Source organism: Dechloromonas sp. ZS-1 (genome assembly GCF_039649255.1).
GTDB lineage: Bacteria > Pseudomonadota > Gammaproteobacteria > Burkholderiales > Rhodocyclaceae > Azonexus.
Genome location: NZ_JBDIYD010000006.1, coordinates 81,018 through 96,962, shown reverse-complemented (window position 1 = coordinate 96,962; position 15,945 = coordinate 81,018). Strand labels below are relative to the sequence as shown.

General features: G+C 56.8%; 29 protein-coding genes. All 29 read left to right on the top strand.

All coding sequences use genetic code 11. The annotated features are described in order from the left end of the window. Nucleotides 1–18 precede the first annotated feature (18 nt). The 29 genes from fusA (at nt 19) to rpsD (ending at nt 15,928) form a co-directional block, all read left to right on the top strand. Nucleotides 19–2,112, top strand: coding sequence for an elongation factor G (fusA, locus tag AACO21_RS10045; protein WP_346192389.1), 2,094 nt, complete (start codon nt 19–21; stop codon nt 2,110–2,112). A 31-nt stretch (nt 2,113–2,143) separates the two neighbouring features. Next, the gene (gene tuf / locus AACO21_RS10040; RefSeq protein WP_346192388.1) at nt 2,144–3,334 is read left to right on the top strand and encodes an elongation factor Tu; all 1,191 of its coding nucleotides are present in this window, start codon (nt 2,144–2,146) and stop codon (nt 3,332–3,334) included. Between the two features lie 62 nt (nt 3,335–3,396). Next, the gene (rpsJ, locus tag AACO21_RS10035; RefSeq protein WP_346192387.1) at nt 3,397–3,708 is read left to right on the top strand and encodes a 30S ribosomal protein S10; all 312 of its coding nucleotides are present in this window, start codon (nt 3,397–3,399) and stop codon (nt 3,706–3,708) included. Nucleotides 3,709–3,818: 110 nt separating this feature from the next. After that, a complete protein-coding gene (rplC, locus tag AACO21_RS10030; protein WP_346192386.1) occupies nt 3,819–4,457 on the top strand; it encodes a 50S ribosomal protein L3 in 639 nt (212 codons plus the stop codon). 9 nt (nt 4,458–4,466) lie between these two features. Further along, a complete protein-coding gene (gene rplD, locus AACO21_RS10025; RefSeq protein WP_346192385.1) occupies nt 4,467–5,090 on the top strand; it encodes a 50S ribosomal protein L4 in 624 nt (207 codons plus the stop codon). After that, on the top strand, nt 5,087–5,389 hold the full coding sequence (gene rplW, locus AACO21_RS10020; RefSeq protein WP_346192384.1) for a 50S ribosomal protein L23: 303 nt from the start codon (nt 5,087–5,089) through the stop codon (nt 5,387–5,389). Before rplD ends, rplW begins: the two co-directional genes overlap by 4 nt. Next, nucleotides 5,389–6,216: a 50S ribosomal protein L2 gene (gene rplB, locus AACO21_RS10015; protein WP_346192383.1), complete on the top strand. Its 828-nt coding sequence runs from the start codon at nt 5,389–5,391 to the stop codon at nt 6,214–6,216. The genes rplW and rplB overlap by 1 nt, the downstream gene beginning before the upstream one ends. A gap of 10 nt (nt 6,217–6,226) precedes the next feature. Continuing rightward, nucleotides 6,227–6,502: a 30S ribosomal protein S19 gene (gene rpsS / locus AACO21_RS10010; protein ID WP_346192382.1), complete on the top strand. Its 276-nt coding sequence runs from the start codon at nt 6,227–6,229 to the stop codon at nt 6,500–6,502. Between the two features lie 9 nt (nt 6,503–6,511). Then, nucleotides 6,512–6,841, top strand: a complete 330-nt coding sequence (gene rplV / locus AACO21_RS10005) for a 50S ribosomal protein L22 (protein ID WP_346192381.1) — start codon at nt 6,512–6,514, stop codon at nt 6,839–6,841. Between the two features lie 9 nt (nt 6,842–6,850). Continuing rightward, nucleotides 6,851–7,633: a 30S ribosomal protein S3 gene (gene rpsC, locus AACO21_RS10000; RefSeq protein WP_346192380.1), complete on the top strand. Its 783-nt coding sequence runs from the start codon at nt 6,851–6,853 to the stop codon at nt 7,631–7,633. Between the two features lies 1 nt (nt 7,634). Next, nucleotides 7,635–8,048, top strand: a complete 414-nt coding sequence (rplP, locus tag AACO21_RS09995) for a 50S ribosomal protein L16 (RefSeq protein WP_027456671.1) — start codon at nt 7,635–7,637, stop codon at nt 8,046–8,048. Between the two features lie 2 nt (nt 8,049–8,050). Next, nucleotides 8,051–8,245: a 50S ribosomal protein L29 gene (gene rpmC / locus AACO21_RS09990; protein WP_346192379.1), complete on the top strand. Its 195-nt coding sequence runs from the start codon at nt 8,051–8,053 to the stop codon at nt 8,243–8,245. Beyond that, nucleotides 8,242–8,508 (top strand): 30S ribosomal protein S17, encoded by a 267-nt coding sequence (gene rpsQ / locus AACO21_RS09985; RefSeq protein ID WP_346192378.1) that lies wholly within the window; start codon nt 8,242–8,244, stop codon nt 8,506–8,508. The genes rpmC and rpsQ overlap by 4 nt, the downstream gene beginning before the upstream one ends. 151 nt (nt 8,509–8,659) lie before the next feature. Continuing rightward, nucleotides 8,660–9,028: a 50S ribosomal protein L14 gene (gene rplN / locus AACO21_RS09980; protein ID WP_027456668.1), complete on the top strand. Its 369-nt coding sequence runs from the start codon at nt 8,660–8,662 to the stop codon at nt 9,026–9,028. A gap of 10 nt (nt 9,029–9,038) precedes the next feature. Beyond that, complete coding sequence (gene rplX, locus AACO21_RS09975) at nt 9,039–9,356, top strand: 50S ribosomal protein L24 (RefSeq protein ID WP_346192377.1); 318 nt, start codon at nt 9,039–9,041, stop codon at nt 9,354–9,356. A gap of 9 nt (nt 9,357–9,365) precedes the next feature. Next, the gene (gene rplE / locus AACO21_RS09970; protein WP_346192376.1) at nt 9,366–9,905 is read left to right on the top strand and encodes a 50S ribosomal protein L5; all 540 of its coding nucleotides are present in this window, start codon (nt 9,366–9,368) and stop codon (nt 9,903–9,905) included. Between the two features lie 7 nt (nt 9,906–9,912). Next, entirely contained in the window at nt 9,913–10,218 is a 306-nt protein-coding gene (gene rpsN, locus AACO21_RS09965; RefSeq protein ID WP_346192375.1) for a 30S ribosomal protein S14, read from the top strand. A 15-nt stretch (nt 10,219–10,233) separates the two neighbouring features. Further along, entirely contained in the window at nt 10,234–10,629 is a 396-nt protein-coding gene (gene rpsH, locus AACO21_RS09960) for a 30S ribosomal protein S8 (protein ID WP_346192374.1), read from the top strand. Between the two features lie 12 nt (nt 10,630–10,641). Beyond that, complete coding sequence (rplF, locus tag AACO21_RS09955; protein WP_346192373.1) at nt 10,642–11,172, top strand: 50S ribosomal protein L6; 531 nt, start codon at nt 10,642–10,644, stop codon at nt 11,170–11,172. 9 nt (nt 11,173–11,181) lie between these two features. Next, entirely contained in the window at nt 11,182–11,538 is a 357-nt protein-coding gene (gene rplR, locus AACO21_RS09950) for a 50S ribosomal protein L18 (RefSeq protein WP_346192372.1), read from the top strand. Between the two features lie 27 nt (nt 11,539–11,565). Beyond that, the gene (gene rpsE / locus AACO21_RS09945) at nt 11,566–12,093 is read left to right on the top strand and encodes a 30S ribosomal protein S5 (RefSeq protein WP_346192371.1); all 528 of its coding nucleotides are present in this window, start codon (nt 11,566–11,568) and stop codon (nt 12,091–12,093) included. Nucleotides 12,094–12,095: 2 nt separating this feature from the next. Beyond that, nucleotides 12,096–12,278, top strand: a complete 183-nt coding sequence (gene rpmD / locus AACO21_RS09940) for a 50S ribosomal protein L30 (RefSeq protein WP_346192370.1) — start codon at nt 12,096–12,098, stop codon at nt 12,276–12,278. 3 nt (nt 12,279–12,281) lie between these two features. After that, a complete protein-coding gene (gene rplO, locus AACO21_RS09935; protein WP_346192369.1) occupies nt 12,282–12,716 on the top strand; it encodes a 50S ribosomal protein L15 in 435 nt (144 codons plus the stop codon). 22 nt (nt 12,717–12,738) lie between these two features. Beyond that, nucleotides 12,739–14,061, top strand: a complete 1,323-nt coding sequence (gene secY, locus AACO21_RS09930; protein WP_346192368.1) for a preprotein translocase subunit SecY — start codon at nt 12,739–12,741, stop codon at nt 14,059–14,061. Nucleotides 14,062–14,067: 6 nt separating this feature from the next. Next, entirely contained in the window at nt 14,068–14,286 is a 219-nt protein-coding gene (gene infA, locus AACO21_RS09925) for a translation initiation factor IF-1 (RefSeq protein WP_346192367.1), read from the top strand. A gap of 71 nt (nt 14,287–14,357) precedes the next feature. After that, nucleotides 14,358–14,471, top strand: a complete 114-nt coding sequence (rpmJ, locus tag AACO21_RS09920) for a 50S ribosomal protein L36 (RefSeq protein WP_205201551.1) — start codon at nt 14,358–14,360, stop codon at nt 14,469–14,471. A 50-nt stretch (nt 14,472–14,521) separates the two neighbouring features. After that, nucleotides 14,522–14,884, top strand: coding sequence for a 30S ribosomal protein S13 (gene rpsM, locus AACO21_RS09915; RefSeq protein ID WP_346192366.1), 363 nt, complete (start codon nt 14,522–14,524; stop codon nt 14,882–14,884). A gap of 12 nt (nt 14,885–14,896) precedes the next feature. Next, complete coding sequence (gene rpsK, locus AACO21_RS09910) at nt 14,897–15,286, top strand: 30S ribosomal protein S11 (protein WP_028994208.1); 390 nt, start codon at nt 14,897–14,899, stop codon at nt 15,284–15,286. 12 nt (nt 15,287–15,298) lie between these two features. After that, a complete protein-coding gene (gene rpsD / locus AACO21_RS09905; RefSeq protein ID WP_346192365.1) occupies nt 15,299–15,928 on the top strand; it encodes a 30S ribosomal protein S4 in 630 nt (209 codons plus the stop codon). Nucleotides 15,929–15,945: the final 17 nt, after the last annotated feature.

The window sequence follows — 15,945 nt, the reverse complement described above, 5'->3', positions numbered from 1 at the left end:
TCCATCGAGGGCTACAACGTGGCACGTAAGACTCCTATCGAGCGCTACCGTAATATCGGTATTTCCGCTCACATTGACGCCGGCAAGACCACCACGACCGAGCGTATCCTCTACTACACCGGTGTTAACCACAAGATCGGTGAAGTGCACGACGGTGCTGCCACCATGGACTGGATGGAGCAGGAGCAGGAGCGTGGTATCACCATTACCTCCGCTGCAACGACCTGCTTCTGGAAGGGTATGGACAGTTCCTTCCCTGAGCACCGTTTCAACATCATCGACACCCCGGGACACGTTGACTTCACGATCGAAGTTGAGCGTTCCATGCGTGTTCTGGATGGTGCCTGCATGGTTTACTGCGCGGTCGGTGGCGTTCAGCCGCAGTCCGAAACCGTTTGGCGTCAAGCAACCAAGTACCAGGTGCCGCGTCTGGCCTTCGTGAACAAGATGGACCGTTCCGGTGCTAACTTCTTCAAGGTCGTTGACCAGATGAAGACCCGCCTGAAGGCCAATCCGGTGCCGATCGTGATCCCGATCGGTGCTGAAGATACCTTCGCTGGTGTGGTTGACCTGATCAAGATGAAGGCCATTTTCTGGGACGAAGCTTCCCAGGGTATGAAGTTCGATTACCGCGATATCCCGGCTGATCTGGTTGATACCGCTCAGGAATGGCGCGAACAGATGGTCGAAGCGGCTGCTGAAGCCTCTGAAGACCTGATGAACGAATACCTGGAAAACGGCGATCTGTCGGAAGAGAAGATCAAGCTGGGTCTGCGTCTGCGCACCCTGGCCTGCGAAATTCAGCCGATGCTGTGCGGTACTGCGTTCAAGAACAAGGGTGTTCAGCGCATGCTGGACGCCGTCATCGAACTGCTGCCGTCGCCGGTTGATATTCCGCCGGTTCAAGGTACGGACGAGCGCGAGCAGCCGGCTTCCCGCAAGGCTGACGACACCGAAAAGTTCTCCGCACTGGCATTCAAGCTGATGACCGACCCGTTCGTTGGTCAGCTGACCTTCATCCGTGTTTACTCGGGCGTGCTGAACTCCGGCGCAACCGTCTACAACTCGGTCAAGGGCAAGAAGGAGCGTATCGGCCGTATTCTGCAGATGCACGCCAACAACCGCGAAGAAATCAAGGAAGTTCTGGCTGGTGACATCGCCGCTTGCGTTGGTCTGAAGGAAGTCACCACGGGTGAAACCCTGTGTGATCCGGATGCCCCGATCATTCTCGAGCGCATGGTTTTCCCTGATCCGGTGATTCACGTCGCCGTCGAGCCGAAGACCAAGGGCGACCAGGAAAAGATGGGTCTGGCGCTGGGTCGTCTGGCTGCTGAAGATCCGTCCTTCCGCGTGCGTACTGATGAAGAATCCGGCCAGACCATCATTTCCGGTATGGGCGAATTGCACCTCGAAATCATCGTTGACCGCATGAAGCGCGAATTCAACGTTGAAGCCAACGTGGGTGCGCCGCAGGTTGCTTACCGCGAATGCATCAAGAAGGCTGTCGAACAGGAAGGCAAGTTCGTCAAGCAGTCTGGTGGTCGTGGTCAGTTCGGTCACGTTTGGCTCAAGATCGAGCCGAATGAGCCGGGTGCAGGTTACGCTTTTGTCGATGCGATCAAGGGTGGTGTGGTTCCGCGCGAATACATCCCGGCAGTCGACAAGGGTCTGCAGGACGCGATTTCCAATGGTGTGTTGGCCGGCTTCCCGGTTGTGGACATCAAGTTCACGCTGTTCGACGGTTCTTACCACGACGTTGACTCGAACGAAAACGCGTTCCGCATGGCAGCTTCCATGGCCTTCAAGGAAGGTATGAAGAAGGCCAGCCCGACGCTGCTCGAGCCGATGATGGCTGTGGTCGTCGAAACCCCGGAAGACTACATGGGTAACGTCATGGGCGACCTTTCTTCCCGTCGCGGTATCGTTCAGGGTATGGACGACCTGCCGGGTGGAACCAAGGAAGTGCGTGCAGAAGTGCCGCTGTCCGAAATGTTCGGTTATGCTACTTCGCTGCGCTCCCTGTCTCAGGGTCGTGCGACCTACACCATGGAATTCAAGCACTATGCTGAAGCGCCGAAGAACGTCGCTGAAGCTGTTATTAACAAGAAGTAATCAGTAATCGTATTTTGGAGATCCATTAAAAATGGCCAAGGAAAAATTTGAACGTACGAAGCCGCACGTCAACGTTGGTACGATTGGTCACGTTGACCACGGTAAGACCACGCTGACCGCTGCGATCACCACCGTGCTGGCTGCCAAGTTCGGCGGCGCTGCCAAGAAGTACGACGAAATCGATGCCGCTCCGGAAGAAAAGGCTCGCGGTATTACGATTAACACCGCCCACGTCGAGTACGAAACCGAAAACCGTCACTACGCTCACGTTGACTGCCCGGGTCACGCTGACTACGTGAAGAACATGATTACCGGTGCCGCCCAGATGGACGGCGCGATCCTGGTGTGTTCCGCTGCTGACGGCCCGATGCCGCAGACCCGCGAGCACATCCTGCTGGCCCGTCAGGTTGGTGTGCCGTACGTTCTGGTGTTCATGAACAAGTGCGACATGGTTGACGACGCCGAGCTGCTCGAGCTGGTCGAAATGGAACTGCGCGAGCTGCTGTCCAAGTACGACTTTCCGGGCGACGACACCCCGATCATCCACGGTTCCGCACTGAAGGCCCTGGAAGGCGATCAGTCCGAAATCGGTGAGCCGGCAATCTTCCGCCTGGCTGCTGCCCTGGACTCCTACATCCCGACCCCGGAGCGTGCTGTTGATATGCCGTTCCTGATGCCGGTTGAAGACGTCTTCTCGATCTCTGGTCGCGGTACCGTTGTGACCGGCCGTGTCGAACGCGGTATCGTCAAGGTTGGCGAAGAAATCGAAATCGTCGGTATCCGTGCTACCCAGAAGACCACCTGTACCGGTGTTGAAATGTTCCGCAAGCTGCTGGATCAGGGTCAGGCTGGTGACAACATCGGCGCGCTGCTGCGTGGTACCAAGCGTGAAGACGTCGAGCGTGGTCAGGTGCTGTGCAAGCCGGGTTCCATCACCCCGCACACCCACTTCACGGGCGAAGTGTACGTTCTGTCCAAGGACGAAGGTGGTCGTCACACCCCGTTCTTCAACAACTACCGTCCGCAGTTCTACTTCCGTACGACCGACGTGACCGGCGCGATCTCGCTGCCGGAAGGCGTTGAAATGGTTATGCCGGGTGACAACATCCAGATGACCGTCAAGCTGATCGCTCCGATCGCTATGGAAGAAGGTCTGCGCTTCGCAATCCGCGAAGGTGGTCGTACCGTCGGTGCTGGCGTCGTCGCCAAGATCATCGAGTAATCGTTCTTTACTAAAATCAGGGGCGGGTTTTTTCCCGCCCCATTGCTCTTTGGAAGCCAATCATGCAAAACCAAAAAATCCGTATCCGTCTGAAGGCCTTTGACTATCGTCTGATCGATCAATCCGCTCAGGAGATCGTCGAAACCGCCAAGCGCACCGGCGCTGTGGTGCGTGGCCCGGTCCCGCTGCCGACCCGCAAGCAGCGTTTTGACATCCTGCGCTCGCCGCACGTGAACAAGGCTTCCCGCGATCAGTTCGAGATCCGTACCCATCTGCGTCTGATGGATATCGTGGATCCGACCGACAAGACTGTCGATGCGCTGATGAAGCTGGATCTGCCGGCTGGTGTCGACGTCGAGATCAAGTTGCAGTAAAGATTGTTTTGCGGATATAATCCGCTGTTTTCGGGGGTGGTCGTTCGCGACTGCCCATTTGTTGTTTTACATCGACCGGCCAATCGCAGCCGGCGATGAGGAGAATAACCATGAGTCTAGGCCTTGTTGGTCGCAAGGTTGGCATGACTCGCATTTTCTCCGAGGATGGTGTTTCCATCCCGGTGACTGTGCTTGACGTGTCGAACAACCGCGTGACCCAAGTCAAAACGCCGGAGGTTGACGGCTATGCTGCCGTTCAAGTTACCTTCGGTACGCGCCGTGCCTCCCGTGTTTCCAAGCCCCTGGCTGGTCATATGGCCAAGGCGGGCGTCGAAGCCGGGCATACCCTCAAGGAATTCCATATTGATGCTGATCAGCTGGCTTCTCTGAAGGCCGGTGACCAGGTTGCTGTCACGATTTTCGCCGAAGGGCAGAAGGTTGACGTTACCGGTACCAGCATTGGTAAGGGCTTCCAGGGTGGTATCAAGCGCCACAATTTCAGCTCCAACCGTGCCACCCACGGTAACTCCATCTCCCATAACGCCCCGGGTTCCATTGGTATGGCGCAGGATCCGGGTCGTGTTTTCCCGGGTAAGCGCATGGCCGGTCATCTGGGTGCTGTTCAGGCAACCACGCAAGGTCTCACCGTTGTTCGCGTTGACGCTGAGCGTCAGCTGCTCTTGATCAAGGGTGCGGTTCCGGGTGCCAAGGGTTCCGACGTCGTTGTGCGTCCGGCAGTTAAGGCTTAAGGGGGCGAGATGGAACTGAAGGTTATTAACGAGCAGGGTCAGGAAGCAGCCAAGCTGCAGGCTTCCGATATTCTGTTCGCTCGCGAATTCAACGAATCGCTGGTTCATCAGCTGGTTGTTGCCTATCAGGCAAACGCTCGCTCCGCTGACTCCAAGCAGAAGGATCGTTCCGAAGTTCGTCACACCACGACCAAGCCGTGGCGTCAGAAGGGTACTGGTCGTGCTCGTTCCGGCTCCAATGGTTCCCCGTTGTGGCGTGGAGGCGGTCGGATTTTCCCGAATTCGCCGGATCAAAATTACTCCCAGAAGGTCAACAAGAAGATGTTCCGTGCCGGTATGGCCGCCATCCTCTCCGAGCTGGCTCGCCAGGATCGTCTGGTGGTCTGCGAAGACCTGTCTGTTGATGCGCCGAAGACCAAGCTGTTTGCCCAGAAGTTGAAGGGCATGGGCCTGGAAGGCAATCTGCTGGTCGTTACTGACGAACTCAGCGAAAACCTGTATCTCTCGTCGCGTAACCTGCCGAACGTGCTCGTTCTGGAAGCTCAAGAAGCTGATCCGGTTTCCCTGGTTCGCTTCAACAAGGTTCTGGTCACCAAGAGCGCCGTGGCTAAGTTCGAGGAGATGTGGGGATGAATCAAGAACGTTTGATGCAGGTGCTGTTGGCACCGCAAATCTCCGAAAAAGCGACTTACATTGCTGAAAAGAACGAGCAAGTCGTTTTCCGTGTTGCTTCTGATGCTACCAAGCCGGAAATCAAGGCTGCCGTTGAACTGCTGTTCAAGGTTCAGGTTGAGTCCGTTCAGGTTGCCAACGTAAAGGGCAAGGTAAAGCGTTTCCGCGGTGCTGTTGGTCAGCGCAAGGGCTGGAAAAAGGCTTACGTTAGCCTGAAGCCGGGTCAGGAGATCAACTTCGCTGAAGGGGGTAACGCCTAATGGCTCTCGTTAAAGTCAAGCCGACTTCCCCTGGCCGCCGCGGTGTTGTTCAGGTCGTTAATGCCGATCTGCACAAGGGTAAGCCGTTTGCCGGTCTGGTTGAGTCCAAGTCCAAGAAGTCCGGTCGTAACAACAATGGCCGTATCACCGTTCGTCATCAGGGCGGTGGTCACAAGCAGGCTTATCGTGTTATCGACTTCAAGCGTACCAAGGATGGCATCCCGGGTAAGGTTGAGCGTCTGGAATACGATCCGAACCGCACTGCCAATATCGCGCTGGTGCTGTATGCGGACGGTGAGCGTCGCTACATCATCGCCAACAAGGGTATGGTTGTCGGTCAGCAGATCATGAGCGGCTCGGAAGCGCCGATCAAGTCTGGTAATGCACTGCCGATCCGCAATATTCCGGTCGGTACGACCATTTGCCTGGTTGAGATGTTGCCGGGTAAGGGTGCTCAGATCGCCCGTTCTGCCGGTACCTCCGTCCAGCTGCTGGCCCGCGAAGGCACCTACGCTCAGATCCGTTTGCGCTCTGGTGAAGTTCGTCGTGTCCACGTTGAGTGTCGTGCCACCGTTGGTGAAATCGGCAACGAGGAAAACAACCTGCGCAAGATCGGTAAGGCCGGTGCTCAGCGTTGGCGTGGTATTCGCCCGACCGTCCGTGGTACTGCGATGAACCCGATCGATCACCCGCACGGTGGTGGTGAAGGTAAGACCGGTGAAGGCCGTGTCCCGGTTAACCCGTGGGGTCAGCCGACTAAGGGTTATCGCACCCGCAGCAACAAGCGCACGAACAGCATGATCGTTCAGCGCCGTCATAAGCGTTAAGGGGTAGGAAATGGGACGTTCTCTCAAAAAGGGCCCGTTTGTTGATTCGCATCTGATCGCCAAGGTCGAAGCAGTGCGCGCCACCAACGACAAGCGCCCGATCAAGACCTGGTCGCGTCGTTCGACGATCCTCCCCGAGTTCATCGGCCTGACGATTGCGGTCCACAACGGCAAGCAGCATATTCCGGTTTTCGTGACCGAGAATATGGTCGGTCACAAGCTCGGCGAGTTCTCGCTGACCCGTACGTTCAAGGGTCACACCGCCGGCAAGAAGGCCAAGAAGTAAGGAGCTGATATGGAAACTCGTGCAAGTCTGCGGGGCGTACGCCTCTCTGCGCAAAAGGGTCGCCTGGTTGCTGACCTGGTGCGCGGCAAGCCGGTTGCTCAGGCTCTGAACATCCTGGCGTTCTGCCCGAAAAAGGGTGCTGGTATCGTCAAGAAGGTTCTGGAGTCGGCAATCGCCAACGCCGAACATAATGACGGTGCTGATATCGACGAACTGAAGGTTACGACCATCTACGTCGAAAAAGGCATGGTGCTGAAGCGCTTTACCGCGCGCGCCAAGGGTCGTGGCAATCGGATCAGCAAGCCGACGTGCCATATTTATCTGACCGTTGGTAACTAAGGAAGAGCCATGGGACAGAAAATTCATCCGACTGGCTTCCGTCTGGCCGTCACCAAAAACTGGAGTTCCCGCTGGTACGCTAACAGCAAAGATTTCCCGGGTATGCTCCAGGAAGACGTCAAGGTTCGTGAGTACCTGAAGCGTAAGCTGGCACACGCATCCGTGGGTCGCATCCTGATCGAGCGTCCTGCCAAGAACGCCCGCGTCACCGTTTACTCCGCCCGTCCGGGTGTGGTGATCGGTAAAAAGGGTGAGGACATCGAGGCGCTGCGCACCGATCTTCAGCGCATCATGGGCGTGCCCGTCCATGTTTCGATTGAAGAAATCCGCAAGCCGGAAATCGATGCTCAGCTGATCGCTGATTCCATCGCCCAGCAGCTGGAGAAGCGCATCATGTTCCGTCGCGCCATGAAGCGTGCGATGCAGAACGCCATGCGCCTCGGTGCCCAGGGTATCAAGGTGATGAGTGCCGGTCGTCTGAACGGTGCAGAAATCGCTCGTAGCGAATGGTATCGTGAAGGCCGTGTGCCGCTGCACACCCTGCGCGCTGACATTGACTACGCGACTTCCGAAGCGCTGACCACCTACGGCATCATCGGTATCAAGGTTTGGGTCTACAAGGGCGACATGCTCGACCGCAACGAGCAGCCGGCGGCTGAAGAAGTTGCTGCCGAGGAGCGTCGTTCCCGTCGTGCTCCGGGTAAGCCGGAAGGCGATAAGCCCCGTACCCGTACGGTCAAGAAGGCCGACGGCGAGGCTCCCGCCAAGCGCGTAAGAAAGGCAGGTGCATAACATGCTGCAACCTAATCGTCGCAAGTTCCGCAAGGAACACAAAGGGCGTAACGAAGGTCTCGCTACCCGCGGTACCAAAGTTTCGTTCGGCGAGTGGGGTCTCAAGGCAACGGGTCGTGGTCGTCTGACTGCTCGTCAGATCGAAGCGGCGCGTCGTGCGATGACCCGCCACATCAAGCGTGGTGGTCGCATCTGGATCCGTATTTTCCCGGACAAGCCGATTTCCAAGAAGCCGGCGGAAGTTCGTATGGGTAACGGTAAGGGTAACCCGGAGTACTGGGTTGCTGAGATCCAGCCGGGCAAGGTCCTGTACGAAATGGACGGTGTGAATGAAGCGCTGGCTCGCGAAGCGTTCGCGCTGGCTGCTGCCAAGCTGCCGATTTCCACGACCTTTGTCACTCGTCACCTGGGGTAATCATGAAAGCAAGTGAACTGAGAACCAAGAGTGTGGACGAGCTCAAGGCTGAGCTGCTCGAGTTGCTGAAGGCCCAGTTTGGTCTGCGCATGCAGCTGGCCACGCAGCAGCTGGGCAACACCAGCCAAATGTCCAAGGTGCGTCGCGATATCGCTCGCGTCCGCACGCTTATCCGTGAAAAGGCGGTGCAGCAATGAGCGAATCCACCAGCATCAAGCGTACGCTGATCGGCCGTGTCGTCAGCGACAAGATGGAAAAGACGGTTACCGTCCTCGTCGAACGTAAGGTCAAGCACCCGATGTACGGCAAGGTTATGGTCCGTTCCAAGAAGTACCATGCCCATAACGAAGGTAATGTGGCCAAGGCGGGTGATCTGGTTGAGATCGTCGAAACCCGTCCGGTGTCCCGTACCAAGACCTGGGCAGTGACGAGCGTTCTGGAAAAGGCTATTGTTGTTTAAATAGTCTTACAAAACGCTTGCGCAGTTGCGAAAGAAGCCGGTATAATCCGGCTTCTTTTTTGTTGGCTGCTGCAATGGTGGTCAGCAAATTGTTCGACCCGTACGGGTTCCAAGACTGACCGCATTGCGGATTAAGTTGGAGTTTAATTAAATGATTCAGATGCAGACGATTCTGGACGTCGCCGATAACACCGGTGCGCGTTCGGTAATGTGTATCAAAGTCCTCGGTGGTTCCAAGCGCCGCTATGCCGGCATTGGCGATATCGTCAAGGTCAGCATCAAGGACGCCGCTCCGCGTGGGCGCGTCAAGAAGGGTGACGTTTATAACGCCGTGGTGGTTCGTACCGCCAAGGGTGTTCGTCGTCCGGATGGTTCGCTGGTCCGTTTCGATGGCAATGCTGCTGTTCTCCTCAACAACAAACTTGAGCCGATTGGCACTCGTATCTTTGGCCCGGTGACCCGCGAACTGCGTACCGAGCGTTTCATGAAGATCGTGTCCCTGGCTCCTGAAGTGCTGTAAGGAAGGCGAGATGGAAAAGATTCGCAAGGGCGACGAAGTCGTCATTATTACCGGCAAGGACAAGGGCAAGCGCGGTACCGTGTTGCGCCGTGTTGATGCTGATCACGTCGTTGTCGAGGGTGTGAATCGTGCCAAGAAGCACGTGAAGCCGAACCCGGTCAAGGGCGTGGCCGGTGGCATTGTCGATAAAGACATGCCGATTCATATCTCTAATGTTGCGCTGTTCAATTCGGCGACCCAGAAAGCTGACCGTGTTGGCTTCAAGGCGCTGGAAGATGGTCGCAAGGTTCGCGTGTTCAAGTCGAACGGCGAACCGGTGAACGCTTAAGGGGTTGTCATGGCGCGTTTGCAACAGTTTTACAAGGACACCGTTGTTGCTGATCTGGTTAAGCAGTTCGGTTATAAGTCCGTGATGGAAGTGCCCCGTATCACCAAAATCACCCTGAACATGGGTGTGGGTGAAGCGGTTGCCGATAAGAAGGTTCTGGAAAACGCCGTTGGCGACATGCAGAAGATCGCCGGTCAGAAGCCGGTCACCACGAAGGCTCGCAAGTCGATCGCCGGCTTCAAGATTCGTGATGGTTACCCGATCGGTTGTATGGTTACCCTGCGCGGTCCGCGCATGTTTGAATTCCTGGATCGTCTGGTCACCATCGCTCTGCCGCGTGTTCGCGACTTCCGTGGTATCTCCGGCAAGGGTTTTGACGGCCAGGGTAACTACAACATGGGCGTCAAAGAACAGATCATCTTCCCGGAAATCGAATACGACAAGATCGATGCTCTGCGGGGTATGAACATCAGTATCACCACGACCGCCAAGAGCGACGCAGAAGCCAAGGCTCTGCTCCAGGCGTTCAAGTTCCCGTTCAAGAATTGAGGCAATCATGGCAAAACTTGCTCTGATCAACCGCGAAGAGAAGCGCCGCAAGCTGGTGGCACAGTACGCCAAGAAGCGTGCAGCCCTGGAGGCGATCATCAATGATGCGAGCCTCTCTGACCAGGAGCGTTACGACGCCCGTCTGAAGCTCCAGGCGCTGCCGCGCAATGCGAGCCCGAGCCGTCTGCGCAATCGTTGCCAGCTGACCGGTCGTCCGCGTGGTGTTTTCCGTAAATTCGGTCTGTGCCGTAACAAGATTCGTGAACTTGCCTTCAGCGGCGAGATTCCGGGTGTTGTTAAGGCCAGCTGGTAATCAGGAGATACAGAAATGGCTATGAGCGATCCGATCGCGGATATGCTGACCCGCATCCGCAACGCCCAGCTCGCCGAGAAGGCGTCTGTGTCCATGCCGTCCTCCAAGCTGAAGGTTGCTATCGCAGCTGTGCTGAAGGATGAAGGGTATATTGAAGAGTTTGCCGTCCGTCAAAACGAAGGCAAGGCATCCCTCGAAATCGGGCTGAAGTACTATGCTGGTCGTCCGGTTATTGAGCGCATCGAGCGTGTTTCCAAGCCCGGTCTGCGTATCTACAAGGGCTGCGAAGACATTCCCCGCGTCATGAACGGCCTGGGTGTCGCCATCGTGTCGACCCCGAAGGGTGTGATGACCGACCGCAAGGCTCGCGCCAACAAGGTTGGTGGCGAAGTGCTCTGCATCGTCGCCTAAGGGAGAAGCTAGATGTCTCGTATTGGTAAGAATCCCGTTGTGCTGCCGGCTGGTGTTGAAATCACCATCGCCGACCAGATCACGGTCAAGGGCCCGCTGGGTACCCTGAAGACCGCTGCTCACCCCGCCGTCAAGGTGGTTGTTGAAGGTCAAAACGTTGGTGTTTCCAAGGTTGAAGGTGCTGAAAATGCATCCGCCATGTGGGGCACGATGCGCGCAAACCTGAACAACATGGTGATCGGTGTTTCCAAGGGTTTTGAGCGCAAGCTGCAACTGGTTGGCGTGGGTTATCGTGCCCAGGCTGCCGGCGACACGCTGAACCTCTCCCTCGGTTTTTCGCATCCGGTTGCTCACAAGATGCCGGCTGGTGTGAAGGTTGAGTGCCCGACCCAGACCGAAATCGTTCTCAAGGGTGCCGACAAGCAGCAGGTTGGCCAGGTTGCCGCAGAAATTCGTGCGTATCGCAAGCCGGAGCCCTATAAGGGCAAGGGCGTTCGCTATTCGGACGAAGTTGTGGTTATCAAGGAAACCAAGAAGAAGTAAGGGTGGCATATGTTTAACAAGAAAGAAGCACGTCTGCGTCGTGCCCGCAAAACCCGGGCCAAAATCGCCGAGCTCAAGGCTGTGCGCTTGTGTGTCAATCGCACGAACTGCCACATTTACGCCCAGATCGTCTCGCCTTGCGGCGGGAAGGTCCTGGCTTCGGCTTCCACGCTGGACAAGGACGTTCGTACGAGCGTTCAGAACGGCGGTAACAAGGCTGCTGCAACCGCTATCGGCAAGCTGATTGCCGAGCGCGCCAAGGCTGCCGGTATTGAACAAGTTGCTTTTGACCGTTCCGGTCATCAGTACCATGGTCGTATTCAGGCGCTGGCTGAGGCTGCGCGTGAAGGCGGCCTGAAGTTCTAACCGACGGCGAAAGGACGAGGTTAAGAAATGGCTAAACCTGAAAGAAACAAGAAGCCGCAACAGGCTGAAGAGCGCGACGACGGTTTGCGCGAAAAGATGGTTGCGGTCAACCGCGTTACCAAGGTGGTTAAGGGCGGCCGTATTCTCGGCTTTGCAGCCCTGACGGTCGTTGGTGATGGCGATGGTGGCATCGGCATGGGCAAGGGCAAGTCCCGCGAAGTGCCGGTTGCTGTTCAAAAGGCTATGGATGAGGCACGTCGCAAGATGGCCAAGGTCAGCCTCAAGAACGGTACTGTTCACCACACCGTGATGGGCCGTCATGGTGCCACCACCGTGATGATTCAGCCGGCACCGGAAGGTACGGGCATCATCGCCGGCGGCGCTATGCGTGCAGTCTTCGAGGTCGTTGGCGTGACCAACGTCGTCGCCAAGGCTCACGGCTCCACCAATCCCTACAACATCGTGCGTGCCACCATCGACGGTCTGTCGAAGGTGAACACCCCGGCCGAGATCGCCGCCAAGCGTGGCCTGACGGTCGAGCAGATTCAGGGGTAATCATGGCTGACAAGAAAATCAAAGTGACGCTCGTCAAGAGCATCATCGGCACGAAGCAGGATCATCGTGCTACCGTTCGTGGCCTGGGTCTGCGCAAGCTGAACAGCTCTGCAGAACTCCTGGATACGCCGCAAGTTCGCGGCATGATCCAGAAGGTCCAGTATCTGGTCAAGGTTGAGGGTTAAGCCATGCGTCTGAATACCATCAAGCCGGGTGAAGGCTCCAAAAAGGCTGCCAAGCGTGTTGGCCGCGGGATTGGTTCCGGTCTCGGTAAAACCTGTGGTCGTGGCCACAAAGGTCAGAAGTCCCGTTCCGGCGGTTTCCACAAGGTCGGCTTTGAGGGCGGTCAAATGCCGCTGCAGCGCCGCCTGCCGAAGCGTGGCTTCAATTCGATGACCCGTGCTCGTAACTACGAAGTGCGCCTGACCGATCTGGACCGTCTGCCGGTCGACGAGATCGATCTGCTCGCGCTGCAAGTCGCTGGCATCGTGCCGGGTGACGCGCTCTCCGCCAAGGTTATCCTGGCTGGTGCCATTTCCCGTAAGGTTGTCCTGAAGGGTGTTGGCGCTACCAAGGGTGCCAAGGCTGCTATCGAAGCCGCTGGCGGCTCCGTTAGCGAGTAATTGATTAGGAAAGGTAAGAACGTTGGCTGCAAATCCCACCACCGTTGGCAAAGGCGGCAAATTCGGCGATCTGAAGCGCCGTCTTTGGTTCCTCGTTGGCGCCCTGGTTGTTTATCGCATCGGTGCGCATATTCCGGTACCGGGTATTGATCCCAACGTTCTTTCCGATCTCTTCAATTCGCAGAAGGGCGGCATTCTGGGCATGTTCAACATGTTCTCCGGTGGCGCCCTCTCTCGCTTCACCATCTTTGCCTTGGGGATCATGCCGTACATCTCAGCCTCGATCATCATGCAATTGATGAGCGTTGCCAGCCCCCAACTTGAGGCACTCAAGAAGGAAGGCGAGGCTGGGCGGCGCAAGATTACACAGTACACCCGTTATGGCACGGTTGCACTCGCACTGTTCCAGGGCTTGGGTATCGCTGTGGCACTGGAGGCTCAGCCGGGCCTGGTTCTGGATCCGGGTTTCATGTTCCGTCTGACGACCGTGACGACCCTGGTCACCGGGACCATGTTCCTCATGTGGCTGGGTGAACAGATCACCGAGCGCGGTCTGGGCAACGGTATCTCCATCATTATTTTTGGTGGTATTGCAGCCGGTTTGCCGAACGCGATTGGCGGACTGCTCGAATTGGTGCGTACCGGGGCAATGCATCCGCTGACTGCCCTCGTGATTTGTGTCCTGGTCGTGCTGGTGACTGCCTTTGTTGTGTTCGTAGAGCGCGGTCAACGAAAAATTTTGGTTAATTACGCCAAACGCCAGGTAGGCAACAAGGTTTATGGCGGGCAGAGTTCTCATCTGCCGCTCAAATTGAACATGGCCGGTGTGATTCCGCCGATTTTCGCCTCCTCCATCATCCTGTTCCCGGCGACCGTTGCAGGTTGGTTTGGCTCTGGCGATTCCATGCGCTGGTTGAAGGATGTCGCAGGGACGCTGTCGCCGGGTCAGCCGATCTATGTGATGCTCTACGCTGCCGCAATCGTTTTCTTTTGCTTCTTCTATACCGCTCTGGTGTTTAACTCCAAGGAAACCGCGGATAATTTGAAGAAGAGTGGTGCGTTCGTTCCCGGTATTCGCCCGGGGGAACAGACCGCCCGTTATATCGACAAGATTTTGATGCGTCTGACCCTGATCGGCGCAGCCTATATCACCGTGGTTTGTCTGTTGCCAGAGTTCCTGATTCTGAAGTGGAACGTGCCGTTCTATTTCGGTGGAACGTCGCTGTTGATCATCGTGGTTGTCACGATGGACTTCATGGCCCAGGTTCAGGCCTACGTCATGTCCCACCAATATGAAAGCCTTTTGAAGAAAGCAAACTTCAAAGGTAGTCCGATGATCAAGTAAGCGTCCATGGCAAAGGAAGATTACATTGAAATGCAGGGCGAGGTTATTGAAAACCTGCCCAATGCAACCTTCAAGGTGAAGCTGGAAAACGGGCACGTGGTGCACGGATTCATTTCCGGGAAGATGCGCATGCACTACATCCGTATCCTTCCGGGCGATAAGGTCACTGTCCAGCTGACCCCCTACGATTTAACCAAGGCGCGGATTGTTTTCCGCTCCAAGTAAACAGTTCTCTACGCAATAACCGCAGGGCAAGGAAGACGGCTGCTTCCAAGCTCAGCAGACGAGGAGTTACCATGAAAGTTCAACCTTCAGTGAAGTGCATCTGCCGCAATTGCAAGGTGATCCGTCGCAAAGGCGTCGTGCGCATCATTTGCAAGGACCCGCGTCACAAGCAGCGCCAGGGTTAATCCCTGACGAGTCCGGCATTCGTTAATTTTCGAAATATTGGAGTGAAAGAATGGCCCGTATTGCAGGGGTAAACATTCCGAACCATCAGCATGCTGAAATCGCCCTTACCGCGATCTACGGCATCGGTCGTACCCGCGCACAGAAGATCTGTGACGCGGCCGGCATTGGTCGTACCACCAAAATGAAGGACCTGTCCGATGCGGACATGGACCGTTTGCGTGATGAAGTGGGCAAGTTCACCGTTGAAGGTGATCTGCGTCGTGAAGTCACCATGAGCATCAAGCGCCTGATGGACCTGGGTTGCTACCGTGGTATGCGTCACCGCAAGGGCTTGCCTTGCCGTGGCCAGCGTACCCGTACCAACGCCCGTACCCGCAAGGGTCCGCGCAAGGCCATCGCCGGCAAGAAGTAATAGGGACAGAACATGGCTAAGACTGCTACCAAAGTTCGCAAGAAGGTCAAGAAGAACGTTGCTGAGGGTATCGCCCACATTCACGCTTCGTTCAACAACACCATCATTACCATTACCGATCGTCAGGGCAACGCCCTGTCGTGGGCTACTTCCGGTGGTGCCGGCTTCCGCGGTTCGCGTAAGTCCACTCCGTTTGCAGCTCAGGTCGCTGCTGAAGCGGCTGGCAAGGTTGCCCAGGAATGTGGCGTTAAGAACCTTGAAGTCCGCATCAAGGGCCCTGGTCCGGGTCGTGAGTCTTCCGTCCGCGCACTGAACGCGCTGGGTATGAAGATCACTGCCATTTCCGACGTGACGCCGGTGCCGCACAACGGCTGCCGCCCGCCCAAGAAGCGCCGTATCTAAGGAGAATCACACGTGGCTCGTAATCTCGATCCCAAGTGCCGTCAGTGCCGCCGTGAAGGCGAGAAGCTCTTCCTGAAGGGCGAAAAGTGCTACACCGACAAGTGCGCCATCGAACGTCGCTCGTATGCGCCGGGTCAGCATGGCCAAAAGTCGGGCGCTCGTCTGTCCGACTACGGCGTTCACCTGCGCGCCAAGCAGAAGATCCGTCGCGTTTACGGTGTTCTGGAAGGCCAGTTCCGCAAGACCTTCGCCGAAGCTGAGCGCCGTAAGGGCCAGACCGGTGAAAACCTGCTGCAGCTTCTCGAAGCACGCCTGGACTCCGTCGCCTATCGCATGGGCTTCGGTGCTTCCCGCTCCGAGTCCCGCCAAGTGGTTCGCCACAACGGCGTGCTGGTGAACGGCAAGCGCGTCAACATCCCGTCCTACATCGTGAAGCCGGGTGACGTTGTTCAGCTGACCGACCGTGCACGCGCTTCTCTGCGTTGCAAGGCCGCTCTCGAAGCTGCTGAGTCCCGCGGCTTCCCGGAGTGGATCTCCGTGGATGTCAAGGAAGGCAAGGGCACGTTCAAGGCCATGCCGCAGCGCGCTGAGCTGCCGTCGACCCTGAACGAAGGTCTCGTCATCGAACTTTACTCGAAGTAAGCACTGAGCAGAGGAAT